Origin of the sequence: Pseudomonas panipatensis, from assembly GCF_900099785.1 — a bacterium.
Classification (GTDB): domain Bacteria; phylum Pseudomonadota; class Gammaproteobacteria; order Pseudomonadales; family Pseudomonadaceae; genus Pseudomonas; species Pseudomonas panipatensis.
This window is the reverse complement of record NZ_FNDS01000008.1, coordinates 73,016-87,179: the sequence shown is the minus strand read 5'-3', so window position 1 is coordinate 87,179 and position 14,164 is coordinate 73,016. Positions and strand designations below refer to the sequence as shown.

Annotated in this window: 18 protein-coding genes and 1 pseudogene; 9 read left to right on the top strand and 10 right to left on the bottom strand. The window is 66.5% G+C overall.

Annotated elements, in window-relative coordinates:
- Window positions 1–15: 15 nt before the first annotated feature.
- The 4 genes and pseudogenes from rnk to BLQ74_RS27730 all read right to left on the bottom strand — a co-directional run.
- Window positions 16–423 carry a nucleoside diphosphate kinase regulator gene (gene rnk, locus BLQ74_RS18780; RefSeq protein ID WP_090264983.1) on the bottom strand — a complete coding sequence of 136 codons (408 nt, stop codon included), beginning with the start codon at window positions 421–423 and terminating at the stop codon, window positions 16–18.
- A gap of 107 nt (window positions 424–530) precedes the next feature.
- The gene (locus BLQ74_RS18775) at window positions 531–731 is read right to left on the bottom strand and encodes a DUF1289 domain-containing protein (protein WP_090264977.1); all 201 of its coding nucleotides are present in this window, start codon (window positions 729–731) and stop codon (window positions 531–533) included.
- Window positions 709–1,044 carry an iron donor protein CyaY gene (gene cyaY, locus BLQ74_RS18770; RefSeq protein ID WP_090264975.1) on the bottom strand — a complete coding sequence of 112 codons (336 nt, stop codon included), beginning with the start codon at window positions 1,042–1,044 and terminating at the stop codon, window positions 709–711. Before cyaY ends, BLQ74_RS18775 begins: the two co-directional genes overlap by 23 nt.
- Before the next feature lie 9 nt (window positions 1,045–1,053).
- Window positions 1,054–1,185, bottom strand: a pseudogene (locus BLQ74_RS27730) (AraC family transcriptional regulator); the annotation flags it as partial.
- A 262-nt stretch (window positions 1,186–1,447) separates the two neighbouring features.
- Here BLQ74_RS27730 and lptM point away from each other — a divergent pair.
- From lptM to BLQ74_RS18735, 6 genes are read left to right on the top strand one after another with little or no spacing between them, the layout of a single operon-like run.
- Window positions 1,448–1,588: an LPS translocon maturation chaperone LptM gene (gene lptM / locus BLQ74_RS18760; RefSeq protein WP_009614052.1), complete on the top strand. Its 141-nt coding sequence runs from the start codon at window positions 1,448–1,450 to the stop codon at window positions 1,586–1,588.
- An 11-nt stretch (window positions 1,589–1,599) separates the two neighbouring features.
- Complete coding sequence (gene lysA, locus BLQ74_RS18755; protein ID WP_090264970.1) at window positions 1,600–2,847, top strand: diaminopimelate decarboxylase; 1,248 nt, start codon at window positions 1,600–1,602, stop codon at window positions 2,845–2,847.
- A gap of 10 nt (window positions 2,848–2,857) precedes the next feature.
- Window positions 2,858–3,688 (top strand): diaminopimelate epimerase, encoded by an 831-nt coding sequence (gene dapF / locus BLQ74_RS18750; RefSeq protein ID WP_090264969.1) that lies wholly within the window; start codon window positions 2,858–2,860, stop codon window positions 3,686–3,688.
- Between the two features lie 11 nt (window positions 3,689–3,699).
- Window positions 3,700–4,401, top strand: a complete 702-nt coding sequence (locus tag BLQ74_RS18745) for a DUF484 family protein (RefSeq protein WP_090264967.1) — start codon at window positions 3,700–3,702, stop codon at window positions 4,399–4,401.
- Window positions 4,402–4,455: 54 nt separating this feature from the next.
- The gene (xerC, locus tag BLQ74_RS18740) at window positions 4,456–5,376 is read left to right on the top strand and encodes a tyrosine recombinase XerC (RefSeq protein WP_090264965.1); all 921 of its coding nucleotides are present in this window, start codon (window positions 4,456–4,458) and stop codon (window positions 5,374–5,376) included.
- Complete coding sequence (locus BLQ74_RS18735; RefSeq protein ID WP_090264963.1) at window positions 5,373–6,065, top strand: HAD family hydrolase; 693 nt, start codon at window positions 5,373–5,375, stop codon at window positions 6,063–6,065. The genes xerC and BLQ74_RS18735 overlap by 4 nt, the downstream gene beginning before the upstream one ends.
- Before the next feature lie 99 nt (window positions 6,066–6,164).
- On the opposite strand, the gene sutA is transcribed toward BLQ74_RS18735, so the two are convergent.
- The 4 genes from sutA to glnK form a co-directional block, all read right to left on the bottom strand.
- Window positions 6,165–6,485, bottom strand: a complete 321-nt coding sequence (gene sutA / locus BLQ74_RS18730) for a transcriptional regulator SutA (protein WP_090264960.1) — start codon at window positions 6,483–6,485, stop codon at window positions 6,165–6,167.
- Window positions 6,486–6,562: 77 nt separating this feature from the next.
- On the bottom strand, window positions 6,563–6,988 hold the full coding sequence (locus BLQ74_RS18725) for a secondary thiamine-phosphate synthase enzyme YjbQ (RefSeq protein ID WP_090264959.1): 426 nt from the start codon (window positions 6,986–6,988) through the stop codon (window positions 6,563–6,565).
- A 103-nt stretch (window positions 6,989–7,091) separates the two neighbouring features.
- Entirely contained in the window at window positions 7,092–8,426 is a 1,335-nt protein-coding gene (locus BLQ74_RS18720; protein ID WP_090264957.1) for an ammonium transporter, read from the bottom strand.
- Window positions 8,427–8,465: 39 nt separating this feature from the next.
- Window positions 8,466–8,804: a P-II family nitrogen regulator gene (gene glnK, locus BLQ74_RS18715; RefSeq protein WP_003457590.1), complete on the bottom strand. Its 339-nt coding sequence runs from the start codon at window positions 8,802–8,804 to the stop codon at window positions 8,466–8,468.
- 418 nt (window positions 8,805–9,222) lie between these two features.
- On the opposite strand from glnK, the gene BLQ74_RS18710 reads away from it, so the two are divergent.
- Window positions 9,223–9,486: an accessory factor UbiK family protein gene (locus BLQ74_RS18710; RefSeq protein ID WP_090264955.1), complete on the top strand. Its 264-nt coding sequence runs from the start codon at window positions 9,223–9,225 to the stop codon at window positions 9,484–9,486.
- Window positions 9,487–9,522: 36 nt separating this feature from the next.
- On the top strand, window positions 9,523–11,010 hold the full coding sequence (locus BLQ74_RS18705; RefSeq protein ID WP_090264953.1) for a YifB family Mg chelatase-like AAA ATPase: 1,488 nt from the start codon (window positions 9,523–9,525) through the stop codon (window positions 11,008–11,010).
- 5 nt (window positions 11,011–11,015) lie between these two features.
- Here the strand turns inward: BLQ74_RS18705 and BLQ74_RS18700 are convergent, their stop codons facing one another.
- Window positions 11,016–11,246 carry a DUF1127 domain-containing protein gene (locus tag BLQ74_RS18700; RefSeq protein WP_090264951.1) on the bottom strand — a complete coding sequence of 77 codons (231 nt, stop codon included), beginning with the start codon at window positions 11,244–11,246 and terminating at the stop codon, window positions 11,016–11,018.
- A gap of 177 nt (window positions 11,247–11,423) precedes the next feature.
- Between BLQ74_RS18700 and BLQ74_RS18695 the strand changes: the two genes are divergently transcribed.
- The gene (locus tag BLQ74_RS18695) at window positions 11,424–12,872 is read left to right on the top strand and encodes an aminotransferase-like domain-containing protein (protein ID WP_090264949.1); all 1,449 of its coding nucleotides are present in this window, start codon (window positions 11,424–11,426) and stop codon (window positions 12,870–12,872) included.
- Between the two features lie 87 nt (window positions 12,873–12,959).
- On the opposite strand, the gene BLQ74_RS18690 is transcribed toward BLQ74_RS18695, so the two are convergent.
- Window positions 12,960–14,012 carry an HAD family hydrolase gene (locus BLQ74_RS18690; protein ID WP_374439465.1) on the bottom strand — a complete coding sequence of 351 codons (1,053 nt, stop codon included), beginning with the start codon at window positions 14,010–14,012 and terminating at the stop codon, window positions 12,960–12,962.
- Window positions 14,013–14,164 lie beyond the last annotated feature (152 nt).

Here is a 14,164-nt window from a genome sequence, read left to right as displayed (position 1 = left end):
GCAGGCGGGAACGGCTCAGCGGTTATAGTCGCCGGCCGCCTCGGGCTGGTAGGTGACGTCCAGCAGGGTCAGCTTGAGGGTCTTGCCAGCGGGCACGGCCCAGTCGATCGACTGGCCGATGGACAGGCCCAGCAGCGCGGTACCGACCGGGGCGAGGATGGATACCTTGCCCTCATCGCCCGTGGCATCCGGGTAGACCAGGGTCAGCTGGTACTCCTTGCCGCTGCCTTCTTCGCGGCAGCGCACGGTGGAGTTCATGGTCACCACGCCCGGCGGCACCTCGTCGTGGCCGACCACCTGGGCACGCGAAAGCTCGGCTTCCAGCGCTTCGGCGGCGGGCCCGTACTCATCCAGGCTGTCGAGCATGCGCTCCAGACGTTGCAGGTCGAGACGGGTAACGGTGATGGGCGGTGAAGTGGTCATGATGGCCGGCAGACTCCTTGGCAGTGGCTCGAAAAAAGAAAAACCCCGCCCAAGGCGGGGTTTTCAGCGGACACTAGCACAGTGCGTCGAATAAGCAATACCGCGGCTCAGCCCCTTGGTAAGCGCAGATTTCGGCGCTCCTGGGCGGTCTCGACGATCGCTCGCCGACGCGCGCCATCGGCCGCGCTCCACTCGAGAATTTCCGCCAGGCTGCGGCCACAGCCCAGGCAAATGTCGCCATCGTCGAGGCAGCAGCGCCGGCAGCAGGGCGAAGGAATCGGCACCTCAGAGGCCTGCGAACTCGACATCCTCGCCCGCCTGTTCGAGGGTCGCGCGGCTGAGCAACGCCCCCAGCGGCTCGCCCGTGGTGTCGTTGACCCAGAGGCTGCCGGACTCGTCGTAGTCGAAATGGAAACCACCGGAACGCGCTGCCACCCAGAGCTGACGCAAGGCCGGCTGGCGGCTGAGGATCAGTTGGCTGCCGTTGGCGAAGCGCACGGTCAGCACGCCGCCCGAGTTCTCCAGGTCGAGGTCCAGGTCGCTGTCGTCGAAGGTGTCTTCCACCGTCCGCTGCAAGTCATCGACCAGGTCGTGGAAGCGGGCTTCGCTCATAGTGCTCATGCATCGTCCTCAAGCATCTGACAAAGGCTGAAGTGTACGCCGGTATTCGCCGAGACTCTGCCCCGTCCAGCGTCGAAAGGCGCGGGCCAGCGAGCCGCGCTCGCTGAAACCGACCCACGCGGCGGTCTCGGCCGGTTCCACCTGGCCCAGACGCCTCGCCAGCACGGCGTAACCTGCCTGGCGATGCAGCGCCCAGCCGCGGCGTTCGAGGGAGCCCCGCAGGCCCGGCAGGCAGGCGATCGAGATCGACCCGGCGAGGATGCCACGGCCATCCAGCGGCGCTCCGTTTTTTCCTCGCACCCTCCCCGCAAGCCCCGCCAGGCGGGAGCCCGCTCGCATAGGCAAGGCGCCAGGGGGCCGGTATACTCCGGTGCAATCGACGCTTTATTACAAGGATTCCACCATGAAGCGACTGCTTCTTCCCTTCGTCGCGCTCGCCGTGCTCAGCGCCGCGCTCGCCGGTTGCGGCCAGAAAGGCCCGCTGTACCTGCCGGATGACCAGCAAGCCCAAAGCAAGCACAGCAAGGACCGCTACGGTCTGTAAGGGAGCGGCACATGGAGGCATTCAACGTCCGTGACGGGCAACTGTTCGCGGAAGACGTGGCGTTGTCGGCGATCGCCGAACGCTTCGGCACCCCCACCTACGTCTACTCGCGGGCGCACATCGAGCAGCAGTACCGCTCGTACACCGACGCGCTGAAGGGCATGCCGCATCTGGTCTGCTTCGCGGTCAAGGCCAACTCCAACCTGGCGGTGCTGAACGTCCTGGCGCGCCTGGGCTCCGGCTTCGACATCGTCTCGCGCGGCGAGCTGGAGCGCGTGCTGGCCGCCGGTGGCGACCCGGCCAAGGTGGTGTTCTCCGGCGTCGGCAAGAGCCGTGACGACATGCGCCGCGCCCTGGAAGTCGGCGTGCATTGCTTCAACGTCGAATCCGCGGTCGAGCTGGAACGCCTGCAGGAAGTCGCCGCCGAGCTTGGCCTCAAGGCGCCGGTCTCGCTGCGGGTCAACCCTGACGTCGACGCCCAGACCCACCCGTACATTTCCACCGGACTGAAGGAAAACAAGTTCGGCATCGACATCGACCAGGCCGAGGCCATCTATGCCCGCGCCGCCGCGCTGCCGAACCTGGAAGTCAAAGGCGTGGATTGCCACATCGGTTCGCAGCTGACCCAGCTGGAGCCCTTCCTCGACGCCCTCGATCGCCTGCTGGTGCTGATCGACCGCCTCGCCGCCCGCGACATCCACATCCGCCACCTGGACCTGGGCGGCGGCCTCGGCGTGCGCTATCGCGACGAAACCCCGCCGCCGGCCAGCGACTACATCCATGCCATCCGTGAACGCCTGGGCGCGCGCGCGCTGACCCTGGTCTTCGAGCCGGGTCGCTACATCGTCGCCAACGCCGGCCTGCTGCTGACTCGCGTCGAGTACCTCAAGCACACCGAGCACAAGGACTTCGCCATCATCGATGCGGCGATGAACGACCTGATCCGCCCGGCGCTGTACCAGGCCTGGATGGACGTCACCCCGGTGCGCCAGCGCCAGGGCCAGACACGCCATTACGACCTGGTGGGACCGATCTGCGAAACCGGCGACTTCCTCGCCAAGAGCCGCGAGCTGGCCCTGGAGGAAGGCGACCTGCTCGCCATCCGCTCGGCCGGCGCCTATGGTTTCGTCATGAGTTCCAACTACAACACCCGCGGCCGCGCCGCCGAAGTGCTGGTGGACGGCGACAAGGCCCACGAAGTACGGCGCCGCGAAACCGTCCAGGAGCTTTACGCCGGCGAAAGCCTGTTGCCGGAGTGAGGCCGAGACCATGCTGCTGCGTTTCACCAAGATGCACGGACTGGGCAATGACTTCATGGTCCTCGACCTGGTCAGCCAGCACGCCCATGTGCTGCCGCGCCACGTCAAGAACTGGGGCGACCGCCACACCGGCGTCGGCTTCGACCAACTGTTGATCGTCGAGCCGCCGGGCAGCCCCGACGTCGATTTCCGCTACCGCATCTTCAATGCCGACGGCAGCGAAGTGGAGCAGTGCGGCAACGGCGCGCGCTGCTTCGCCCGCTTCGTGCTGGACAAGCGGCTCACCGTGAAGAAATCCATCCGCGTGGAGACCAAGGGCGGCATCATCGAGCTGAACGTCGCCAACGACGGACAGATCAGCGTGGACATGGGCGCCCCGCGCCTGAGCCCGGAGCAGGTGCCGTTCCAGGCCGACGCCGAAGCGCTGAGCTACCGCGTCGAGGTGGACGGGCAAAGCGTCGAGCTGGCCGCCATCTCCATGGGTAACCCACACGGCGTGCTGCGCGTGGACAACGTCGACGACGCCCCGGTACGCACCCTGGGCCCGTTGCTGGAAGTGCACCCGCGCTTCCCGCAGAAAGCCAACATCGGTTTCCTCCAGGTGCTCGACCCGCACCATGCGCGCCTGCGCGTCTGGGAGCGCGGCGTCGGTGAAACCCAGGCCTGCGGCACGGGCGCCTGTGCGGCGGCGGTGGCCGGCATTCGCCAGGGCTGGCTGCGCTCGCCGGTACAGATCGACCTGCCGGGCGGACGCCTGAGCATCGAGTGGGCAGGGCCGGGTCAGCCGGTTATGATGACCGGGCCCGCCGTGCGCGTGTACGAAGGCCAGGTCCGCCTATAACCGAGACGCCTATGACCGAGAACAGCCCGGAAAGCAACGCACCGCTGGATGCCGAACAGGTCGCCGCCTACCTGCGCCAGCATCCGGAATTCTTCGTCGATCACGACGAGCTGATCCCGGAGATGCGCATCCCCCACGACAGCGGCGACGCCGTGTCCCTGGTGGAGCGCCAGGTGCGCCTGCTGCGCGAGCGCAACATCGAGATGCGCCATCGCCTGTCGCAGCTGATGGACGTGGCCCGCGACAACGACCGGCTGTTCGACAAGACCCGTCGCCTGGTGCTCGACCTGCTCGACGCCGGCACCCTGGAAGATGTGGTCAGCACCGTCGAAGACAGCCTGCGCCACGAATTCCAGGTGCCCTACGTCAGCCTCATCCTGTTCAGCGACAGCAACCTGCCGGTGGGTCGCTCGGTCAGCAGCAGCGAAGCGCACCAAGCCATCGGCGGCCTGCTTTCCGGCGGCAAGACGGTCTGCGGCGTGCTGCGTCCCCACGAACTGGCCTTCCTCTTCGGCGAACGCGAAGGCGTGGAAGTCGGCTCCGCCGCCGTGGTGTCCCTGAACTTCCAGGGCCTGCATGGCGTCCTGGCGATCGGCAGCCCCGATCCCCAGCACTACAAGAGTTCCCTCGGCACCCTGTTCCTCGGCTACATCGCCGAAGTCCTGGCCCGCGTGCTGCCACGCTTCTCCACGCCGCTGCGTTCGGTGCGCTGAGGGCAGCGACGGGCAGGACGCCGGGCGCAAACGGTTTTACCTGGAGCCTGCAGCTTGACCCTCAGCGCCGATCTGGACAGCTACCTCGAACACCTGCGCAGCGAGCGCCAGGTGTCCGCCCATACCCTCGACGGCTACCGGCGCGACCTGCTCAAGCTGGTCGCGCTCTGCGACAAGGCTGGCATCGCCGCCTGGAGCGACCTGCAAGTCCGCGAGCTGCGCGTGTTCGTCGCCCGTTTGCACCAGCAGGGTCTCTCCAGCCGTAGCCTCGCGCGGCTGCTCTCGGCCACCCGTGGGCTTTACCAGTACTTGATCCGCGAAGGACGCTGCCGGCACGATCCGGCCGACGGCCTGGCCGCGCCCAAGGCCGCGCGCAAGCTGCCGAGGACCCTGGACGCCGACCGCGCCTCGCAATTGCTCGATGGCGCCTTGGAGGACGATTTCATCGCTCGCCGCGACCAGGCCCTGCTGGAGCTGTTCTATTCCTCCGGGCTGCGCCTGTCCGAGCTGGTCGGCCTCGACCTGGAGGGGCTCGACCTCGGCGCGGGCCTAGTGCGCGTACACGGCAAGGGCAACAAGGTACGCGAGCTGCCGGTCGGCCGCGCCGCGCGCCAGGCGATCGAGCATTGGCTGCCGTTGCGCGCCCAGGCCAGACCGGCGGACGGCGCGCTGTTCATCGGCCAGAGCGGCAAACGCCTGACCCCGCGCGCGGTGCAATTGCGCGTGCGCCAGGCCGGCATCCGCGAGCTGGGCCAACACCTGCACCCGCACATGCTGCGGCATTCCTTCGCCAGCCATATCCTGGAATCCTCCCAGGACCTGCGTGCGGTACAGGAGTTGCTCGGTCACGCCGACATCGCCACCACGCAGATCTATACGCACCTGGACTTCCAGCACCTGGCCAAGGTCTACGACCAGGCCCACCCGCGCGCCCGGCGCGCCAAGCAGAACAGCGATACAGGAGCAGAGGAATGAGCATTCGCCTGGTCACCTTCGACCTCGACGACACCCTCTGGGACGTCGCCCCGGTGATGAACAGCGCCGAGGCCACACTGCGCGAATGGCTGGCGATCAACGCCGCCAGACTCGGGCCGGTCCCCATCGAACACCTGTGGGCGATCCGCGCCCGGCTGATGGAGCAGGATCCGATGCTCAAGCATCGCCTCAGCGAACTGCGCCGGCGCATCCTCCTGCACGCCCTGCTCGACGCCGGCTACCCACCAGCGGAAGCGGCGGAGCTGGCCGAAGCCGGCTTCCAGGCCTTCCTGCATGCGCGGCATCAGGTCGACCTGTTCCCGGAGGTGCACCCGACCCTGGAAGCCCTGGCCAACCGCTTCATCCTCGGCGTGCTCACCAACGGTAACGCCGACGTGAGCCGCCTGGGCCTGGCGGACTACTTCCAGTTCGCCCTGTGCGCCGAGGAGCTGGGCATCGGCAAACCCGACCCGAGACCCTTCCGCGAAGCGCTGAAACGCGCCAGAGTGGATGCCGCTCAGGCCGTACACATCGGCGACCATCCCAGCGACGACATCGCCGGCGCCCGCCGGGCCGGGATGCACGCCATCTGGTTCAATCCGGCGCGCAAGCTGTGGGAAGGCGAGGAAGCCCCCAGCGCGGTGATTCACAGCCTGGCGGAGCTGCCCGGCGTGCTGGCGACACTCTAGCCGCCGCAGCGGCTAGCGCTCAGGCAAAAGCCGAGCGCATGAAAAAGCCCGCCACTCCCCTGCTGGGGAGGGCGGGCTCTTCCATTCGATAACGGCGGATCAGATAGGGCGGCTGCCGTATTTGCTATCCGGTTTTTTCGGCGGATCGGCGACCACATTGGGCTCGATCTCTTGCACCTTGCCACCGCGGGAGAGGAACTCTTCCATCGCTCTGGCGATGGCATCGCGTTCCTTCTGCTTCGCCTCGATCGAGGGCAGTTCCTCTTCAACTACTGCGGCTTTGGCTTTCTTGCCGCCAGAGGAAGGGGCTTCATCCGCGTCGTTGCTGTCCGAGTCGCCATCGTCGGCCGCGGCAAGCTCCTCGCCCTCGTCCTCATCGGCGCCTTCCAGCTCGTCTTGTTCCAGTTCTTCGTCGCTCATGTTCAACCTCGTGGTGCTGCAAAAGCAGGTTAGTTATAGCCCAGCCGCGCGTTTTGACGAACGCCGCCGGAAAAAATTCATGCCGGCTCGCCCAGCAGCGTCGCCAGCACCCTGCGCGGCCCACCGTGGTCACGGTGCTCGCCCAGATAGATGCCTTGCCAGGTGCCCAGCGCCAAACACCCATCGCGCACCGGCAGGGTCAGTTGGCAGCCCAGCAGACTGGCCTTGAAGTGCGCGGGTAGATCGTCCGGCCCTTCGTAATCGTGCTCGTAACCGTCGGCGCCCTGGGGCGCCAGACGATTGAAAAACCGCTCGAAATCCCGCCGCACAGAGGGGTCGGCATTTTCATTCAACGTCAACGATGCCGACGTGTGCTGCAACAGCAGGTGTAGCAAACCGATGCGGCACTCCGCCAGCGCCGGCAGCGCCGCCAGAAGTTCCTCGCTGACCAGATGGAATCCACGTGGCCGGGGACGCAGGGTGATCAGGGTCTGCCGCCACATGGCGTGGCCTCCGGATTGGCTACCGATGCGCGCGCATTCTAGCGTGACGTAGGAAAAAACAAAGGGCGCCCGTAGGCGCCCTTCGTCTTACTTCGCGGAAGTCTTACAGGTTGTAGCCACGCTCATTGTGCAGGGAGAGGTCGAGACCCACGGTCTCTTCTTCCTCGGTCACGCGCAGGCCGATCACCAGGTCCAGCACCTTGAGGATCACGAAGCTGACGATCGCGGTGTAGACGATGGTGAAGGCGACACCCTTGAACTGGATGAACAGTTGCGCGCCGATGTCGGTCACGGTGCCGAAGCCACCCAGGGCCGGCGCCGCGAACACGCCGGTGAGCAGGGCGCCGACGATACCGCCGATGGCATGCACGCCGAAGGCGTCGAGGGAGTCGTCGTAGCCGACCGCACGCTTGAGGCTGGTGGCGGCGAAGAAGCAGATCACGCCAGCGGCCAGGCCGAGGATGATCGCGCCCATCGGGCCACAGGTACCGGCGGCCGGAGTGACGGCGACCAGGCCAGCGACCACGCCGGAAGCGATGCCCAGGGCGCTCGGCTTACCGTGCGTGATCCACTCGGCGAACATCCAGCCCAGGGCGGCGGCGGCGGTGGCGATCTGGGTCACCAGCATGGCCATGCCGGCGGTGCCGTTGGCGGCAGCCGCGGAACCGGCGTTGAAGCCGAACCAGCCCACCCACAGCAGGGCCGCGCCAATCAGGGTATAGCCCAGGTTGTGCGGCGCCATGGCGGCGGTCGGATAGCCCTTGCGCTTGCCCATTACCAGGCAGGCCACCAGACCGGCGACACCCGCGTTGATGTGCACCACGGTGCCACCGGCGAAGTCCAGCACACCCCAGTCCCACAGCAGGCCGCCGTCACCGCTCCAGACCATGTGCGCGATCGGCGCGTAGACCAGGGTGAACCACAGGGTGGTGAAGATCAGCAGCACGGAGAACTTCATGCGCTCGGCGAAGGCACCGACGATCAGCGCCGGGGTGATGATCGCGAAGGTCATCTGGAACATCACGAAGACGCTTTCCGGGAACAGCGCGGCGGCCGAGGTCAGACCGTTGGCAGTCACGCCGCTGAGGAAGGCCTTGTGCAGCGAGCCGACAAAGGAGTTGAGGTTGACGACGCCCTTCTCCATGCCGGTGGTGTCGAAGGCCATGCTGTAGCCGTAGAGCGTCCAGAGAATGCTCACCACCGCGGTGATGGCGAAGCACTGCATCATGATCGACAGGACGTTCTTGGCGCGAACCATGCCGCCGTAGAAGAGCGCCAGGCCGGGGATGGTCATCATCAACACCAGGGCACTGGAAATCATCATCCAGGCGGTGTCACCGCTGTTCAGAACAGGGGCCGGAGCATCGGCCGCCATGGCCAAGCCGGGCATTGCGAGGGGCAATAGGGCACCTAGCCCTGCGTACTTCCGCAGAGTCATTTTTGTTTCTCCTGGGGCGGGGGGTTCGGTTGGCTTGGCTTAGATCGCGTCGGTGCCGGTTTCGCCGGTACGGATGCGGATCGCCTGTTCCAGATTTACGACGAAAATCTTGCCGTCACCGATCTTGCCGGTGTTGGCCGCCTTGGTGATGGCCTCGATAACGCGGTCCAACTGGTCATCGGCAATCGCCACATCGATCTTCACCTTGGGCAGGAAGTCGACGACATACTCCGCACCACGGTACAGCTCGGTGTGACCTTTCTGCCGGCCGAAGCCCTTGACTTCGGTCACAGTAATGCCCTGCACGCCGATCTCGGACAGCGACTCGCGCACGTCGTCCAGCTTGAACGGCTTGATGATGGCTGTGACTAGCTTCATGAAACTCTCTCCCGTGTTTTGGTGGACTCGCCCCAGGAAAACGAACCCGGGACAAGTCTAAGCGCAGTGTCTGGCTTTGTAACGCGCCGGCCGCCTTGCCTCGGCATTCCGACATGATCCAGCCGCTCCCCACGAAGCGAATTCAGCTTCTTCAGCTGCACCGGACCTGCTTCGGTGCACGCTCTGTATGCCGCAAAGCATGAACCTTGCCAGTTCACCGAAAAGCGTCTGTATTCAGCCGTTTAGTGAAAGTCGCCAGGTACGGGAGGCGTGCCAGGCCGGGTACGGCGCACCACAAGCGCGCAGAGTCGCTGGTGCAGCTGCGCAAAAACCGTGCAGCGCCCCGCCGCCGCCCTCCACCCCAGACTCCGGGGAGGCCATGTTAGACTGCCACCCGAGTCCACCCGGAAAAACCGCCATGCTGCCGCCCAAAGCCTTCCTCGACGCCCTCAGTCACCAGGCCAGCCGCCTCTTCGGTGGCGAGCCGCCATTGCCGCGCGCCGAACTGGAAGCGCAGTTCAAGGTGCTGATGCAGAGCGCCTTCGGCAAGCTCGATCTGGTCAGTCGCGACGAGTTCGACAGCCAGATGGTCGTGCTCGCCCGCACCCGCGCCCGCCTCGAAGCCCTGGAAGCCAAGGTCGCAGAACTGGAAGCCAAACTCTCGCCGCCCGCCGCCGAATAAACCCGCCGCGCGCGGCATGCGATCAAGGAGTGATCCATGTCCCTGGCCATCGTCCACAGCCGCGCCCAGATCGGCGTCGAGGCTCCCGGCGTCACCGTTGAAGCGCACCTGGCCAACGGTCTGCCGTCGCTGACCCTGGTCGGCCTGCCGGAAACCGCGGTGAAGGAAAGCAAGGACCGCGTGCGCAGCGCCATCCTCAACGCCGGCTTCGACTTTCCCAACCGACGCATCACGCTCAACCTGGCCCCGGCCGATCTGCCTAAGGACGGCGGCCGCTTCGACCTGGCCATCGCCCTCGGCATCCTCGCCGCCAGCGGACAGTTGCCCGTCCAGGCGTTGCAGGGGCTGGAATGCCTGGGCGAACTGGCGCTCTCGGGCGCGCTGCGTCCGGTCCAGGGCGTGTTGCCCGCCGCCCTGGCCGCCCGCGCGGCCGGCCGTGCCCTGGTGGTGCCGCGGGAGAATGCCGAGGAAGCCAGCCTGGCCAGCGGCCTGGAGGTGTTCGCGGTCGGCCATCTGCTCGAACTCGCCGCGCACCTGAGCGGCCAGACGCCACTGGCGCCCTATCAGGCGCGCGGCCTGCTGCGGGAAGTCCCACCCTATCCGGACCTGGCCGAGGTCCAGGGCCAGGCGGCGGCCAAGCGTGCCCTGCTGGTGGCCGCGGCCGGTTCCCACAACCTGCTGTTCAGCGGCCCGCCGGGCACCGGCAAGACCTTGCTGGCCAGCCGTTTGCCCGGTCTCCTGCCGCCGCTGAACGAGGATGAAGCCCTGCACGTCGCGGCCATCCACTCGGTGGCCGGCAGCGGTCCGCTGACCCACTGGCCGCAGCGCCCGTTCCGCCAGCCGCACCACACCGCCTCCGCCGCCGCGCTGGTCGGTGGCGGCAGCCGGCCACAACCCGGCGAAATCACCCTGGCCCATGAGGGGGTGCTGTTTCTCGACGAGTTGCCGGAGTTCGACAGAAAAGTCCTGGAGGTCCTGCGCGAACCCCTGGAGAACGGTGAGATCGTCATCGCCCGGGCCAACGGCCGGGTGCGTTTCCCGGCACGCTTCCAACTGGTGGCGGCGATGAACCCCTGTCCGTGCGGCTTTCTCGGCGACCCCAGCGGGCGCTGCCGCTGTACGCCGGAGCAGATCCAGCGCTACCGCGCCAAGCTCTCCGGCCCGCTGCTGGACCGTATCGACCTGCACCTGACGGTAAGCCGCGAAAGCACTCGCCTGCTTCCCGAAACGAGCGCCCAGCGCAGCGCCGAACTCGCCACGCAGGTCGCCCGCGCCCGTGAAATCCAACAGGCGCGCCAAGGCTGCGCGAACGCCTTCCTTGACCTCAAATCAATGCACCAAAACTGTGCACTGCAGGACAAGGACCAGGCCTGGCTGGAAACCGCCGGCGAACGCCTCAACCTGTCCCTCCGCGCGCTGCATCGCATCCTCAAGGTGGCGCGCACCCTGGCCGACCTGGAGGGTGCCGAGGCGATTGCCCGCGGCCACCTGGCCGAAGCCCTGCAGTATCGCGCCGGGCACTGAGTCCTTCAGCAACGCCAGAACGGTCGCATGGCCTCGATCCGCGCCTGCTCGCGGCTGATGCCGATGTCGCGCAACTGTTCGTCGCTCAGTTCCAGCAGTTGCTTGCGCGTGCGCACCCGCCGCCAGAATTGCTGCCAACGGCTTTCCTGCGCGCCGCGGGAAACCACGGAGCCATCCGCCAAGCCGAGCAGTTCCTGCTGGTAGAGCGTCAGACGTACATCACCCATGCCGTTCATTGCGCCAGTCCTCCTCACAACCTGGAGATAGCCTGGCGAAATACGAAAAATCGTTACAGATTCAGAGCGTCGCTATATTTTCCATACAGAAAACCGGAAACGGCATCTGAATGGCCGGCCAGCGGGCAATCTGTACTGATTTTTCGCGCTACGGCCCAGCACGCAGGGGAAACTGTAATGAAACGCTATGCCAGGCTGGCCGCCACCCTCGGCCAACGCATCGAGCAGGGGCTCTACCGCCCCGGCGACCGCCTACCCTCGGTACGCGCCTTGAGCGAGGAGCACGGCGTCAGCATCAGCACGGTGCAGCAGGCCTATCGCGTGCTGGAGGACGCCGGCCTGGTCGAGCCACGGCCCAAGTCCGGCTTCTTCGTGCCCGAGCAGCGCCGCGTACCCGCGCTGCCAGCCATGACCCGACCGGCACAGCGGCCGGTGGATATCTCGCAGTGGGACCAGGTGCTGGAACAGGTGCGCACCTCCCCCGGCGACAACCTGATCCAGCTTGGCCGCGGCACCCCGGACATCAGCAGTCCGTCGCTCAAACCGTTGCTGCGCGCCATGGCCAATGCGGCGCGGCGTTCCGACCTGCGCGCGCTGGGTTACGAAGGCATCCAGGGCTCGCTTCCGCTGCGCGAGCAGATCGCCCGGCTGATGCTGGACTCCGGCTGCCGGGTGCCGCCCAGCGAGATCATCGTCACCACCGGCTGCCAGGAGGCCCTGGCCATCACCCTGCGCGCCATCTGCCAGCCGGGCGACATAGTCGCGATCGATTCGCCGAGCTTCCACGGCGCCATGCAGGCGCTCAAGGCGCATGGGCTCAAGGCGCTGGAAATCCCCACCGACCCGGTCAACGGCGTCAGCCTGGAAGCGCTGGAGCTGGCCATGGAACAGTGGCCGGTGAAGCTGATCATGCTCACCCCCAACTGCAACAACCCGCTGGGCTACATCATGCCGGACACACGCAAGCGCGCCCTGCTCAGCCTGGCGCAACGCTATGACGTGCCGATCCTTGAAGACGACGTCTACGGCGAGTTGGCGTATGCCTACCCACGTCCCCGCAGCATCAAGTCGTTCGACAGCGATGACCGGGTGCTGCTGGCCAGTTCCTTTTCCAAGACGGTGGCGCCCGGCCTGCGCACTGGCTGGGTGGTGCCGGGGCGCTACCTGGAGCGCATCCTGCACCTGAAATACATCGCCAGCGGCACCTGCGCGCCGCAGCCGCAGATGGCCCTGGCCGAGTTCGTCGGCGGCGGCCACTACGAGCCGCATATCCGCCGCATGCGCGCGCAATACCAACGCCATCGCGACCTGATGAGCGACTGGGTCAGCCGTTACTTCCCCGATGGCACCCGCGCCAGCCGCCCGCAAGGCGGCTTCATGCTGTGGGTCGAGCTGGACCCACGCTTCGACAGCGTGCGCCTGAACCAGGCCTTGCGCCCGGAGTGCGTGCAAGTGGCCGCCGGCAGCATCTTTTCCGCCTCCGGCAAGTACCGCAATTGCCTGCGCATGAATTACTCCAGCCCCGAGCTGCCTCGCATCGAGGAGGCGGTGCGCCGGGTCGGCGCGGCCGCCACCCGCCTGCTCGAAGAAACCCAGGCGCTGGAGTCCAGCCCGGAGCCGGCGTAACCCGCTGCCCGCAGCGCCTGCGCCAGCAGCATCGCGGGCAGGCGCTCGGCGGGCCGCTGGCGCATTATTGGCAACGCGCGGCGGGCATCACTGGATCTGCTCCGGGGTGACGATCACCCAGTTCTTGTCCGCGCTGACCGGCTGTTTCAGCTCGGCCTGGGCCTGGGCGTTGCGCTTGATCATGCCGTTGAGCTGGTCCATGTACTTGGCCTTGCGGTTCACCCACAGGTGCACGCCATCCGCCGCGGTGCCGTTGAACAGCATGTAGCCATCGCTGCTGGGGGTGTCGCCACCCACCAGAATCGGCCGCTTCCACTGGTCGATATAGGTGAGGATGGCCGCCTGCTTGCCAGCCATCCAGGTCGCCGGGGTCCACAGGTAGGGGGTGATTTCCAGGTCGAGGTTGGCCTTCTCGTCGTACTTGCCGGCGGCGATCTGCTTGCGCGCGGTGGTCAGCTCGCCGGTCTGGCGGTTCTTCAGCAGGGTGCTGACGCCGATGACGTTCTCTGGCTTGACGTTGTAGCCGTACTTCGGATCGGCGGCGACCATGCGCACCAGTTCCTCATGCGCGGCGGTGATCACATAGACCTCGATGCCGTTCTCCATCAGCTTGTTGTACAGCTCGCGCTGGCCGCTGAAGACCTTCGGCGGCTGGATCTCGATCGGCTTGACCACGTCGCCCTCGTAGTAGTCGCTGGGGATCGGCTTGCCGTAGGCCATCAACTCGTCGACGTAGCCCTTCAGCTCCTTGAGGGTAAAGCCGGAGAACACCTGGGCGACCCAGGGGTAGCAGACCAGGTCGTCGACTTCGCAGAGGCGGTAGTAATAGCTGTTGAGGCTTTCCTTGTGCCCGGCCACGTCCTTGAAGGGGATCAGTTTCAGCGACGGGTCGAGCTTCTCGCGGGTCAGCACGCCTTTCATTTCCAGGAAAGGCAGCAGCGACTCTTCCAGGTCGTAGCGGTAGCTGGTGTTGTCCATGTCGAAGACCGCATAGGCCCCCTTGTTGGCATTGGCCGCGATCAGCGCGTCGAGCTGCTTGGCGGCCGGCTCCGGCCAGTGCTTGAGTTCGGTGGCGGCGAAGGCGGTGCTGGCGAGGCCGCCGAGCAGCAGAGCGGCGAGCAGAGTGCGCATGGGTTTCATCTGGTTCCCCCGAGGTGGTCGTGTGGGTGGGAAGGACCCGATGCGAGCCATTCCCTGGACTAGTCCAGTGCCGACCCTAGCAAAGCCACATTGCAGTCCGACGATGAACGCGACCTCGGGCGTTGCCTGCGCGCCAGGAATTGGCCGGGAGC

Coding starts and splice junctions, on each gene's coding strand:
- rnk (WP_090264983.1), bottom strand. CDS start 423: ATGACCACTTCACCGCCCATCACCGTTACCCGTCTCGACCTGCAACGT.
- BLQ74_RS18775 (WP_090264977.1), bottom strand. CDS start 731: ATGTCGAGTTCGCAGGCCTCTGAGGTGCCGATTCCTTCGCCCTGCTGC.
- cyaY (WP_090264975.1), bottom strand. CDS start 1,044: ATGAGCACTATGAGCGAAGCCCGCTTCCACGACCTGGTCGATGACTTG.
- lptM (WP_009614052.1), top strand. CDS start 1,448: ATGAAGCGACTGCTTCTTCCCTTCGTCGCGCTCGCCGTGCTCAGCGCC.
- lysA (WP_090264970.1), top strand. CDS start 1,600: ATGGAGGCATTCAACGTCCGTGACGGGCAACTGTTCGCGGAAGACGTG.
- dapF (WP_090264969.1), top strand. CDS start 2,858: ATGCTGCTGCGTTTCACCAAGATGCACGGACTGGGCAATGACTTCATG.
- BLQ74_RS18745 (WP_090264967.1), top strand. CDS start 3,700: ATGACCGAGAACAGCCCGGAAAGCAACGCACCGCTGGATGCCGAACAG.
- BLQ74_RS18735 (WP_090264963.1), top strand. CDS start 5,373: ATGAGCATTCGCCTGGTCACCTTCGACCTCGACGACACCCTCTGGGAC.
- sutA (WP_090264960.1), bottom strand. CDS start 6,485: ATGAGCGACGAAGAACTGGAACAAGACGAGCTGGAAGGCGCCGATGAG.
- BLQ74_RS18725 (WP_090264959.1), bottom strand. CDS start 6,988: ATGTGGCGGCAGACCCTGATCACCCTGCGTCCCCGGCCACGTGGATTC.
- BLQ74_RS18720 (WP_090264957.1), bottom strand. CDS start 8,426: ATGACTCTGCGGAAGTACGCAGGGCTAGGTGCCCTATTGCCCCTCGCA.
- glnK (WP_003457590.1), bottom strand. CDS start 8,804: ATGAAGCTAGTCACAGCCATCATCAAGCCGTTCAAGCTGGACGACGTG.
- BLQ74_RS18710 (WP_090264955.1), top strand. CDS start 9,223: ATGCTGCCGCCCAAAGCCTTCCTCGACGCCCTCAGTCACCAGGCCAGC.
- BLQ74_RS18705 (WP_090264953.1), top strand. CDS start 9,523: ATGTCCCTGGCCATCGTCCACAGCCGCGCCCAGATCGGCGTCGAGGCT.
- BLQ74_RS18700 (WP_090264951.1), bottom strand. CDS start 11,246: ATGAACGGCATGGGTGATGTACGTCTGACGCTCTACCAGCAGGAACTG.
- BLQ74_RS18695 (WP_090264949.1), top strand. CDS start 11,424: ATGAAACGCTATGCCAGGCTGGCCGCCACCCTCGGCCAACGCATCGAG.
- BLQ74_RS18690 (WP_374439465.1), bottom strand. CDS start 14,012: ATGAAACCCATGCGCACTCTGCTCGCCGCTCTGCTGCTCGGCGGCCTC.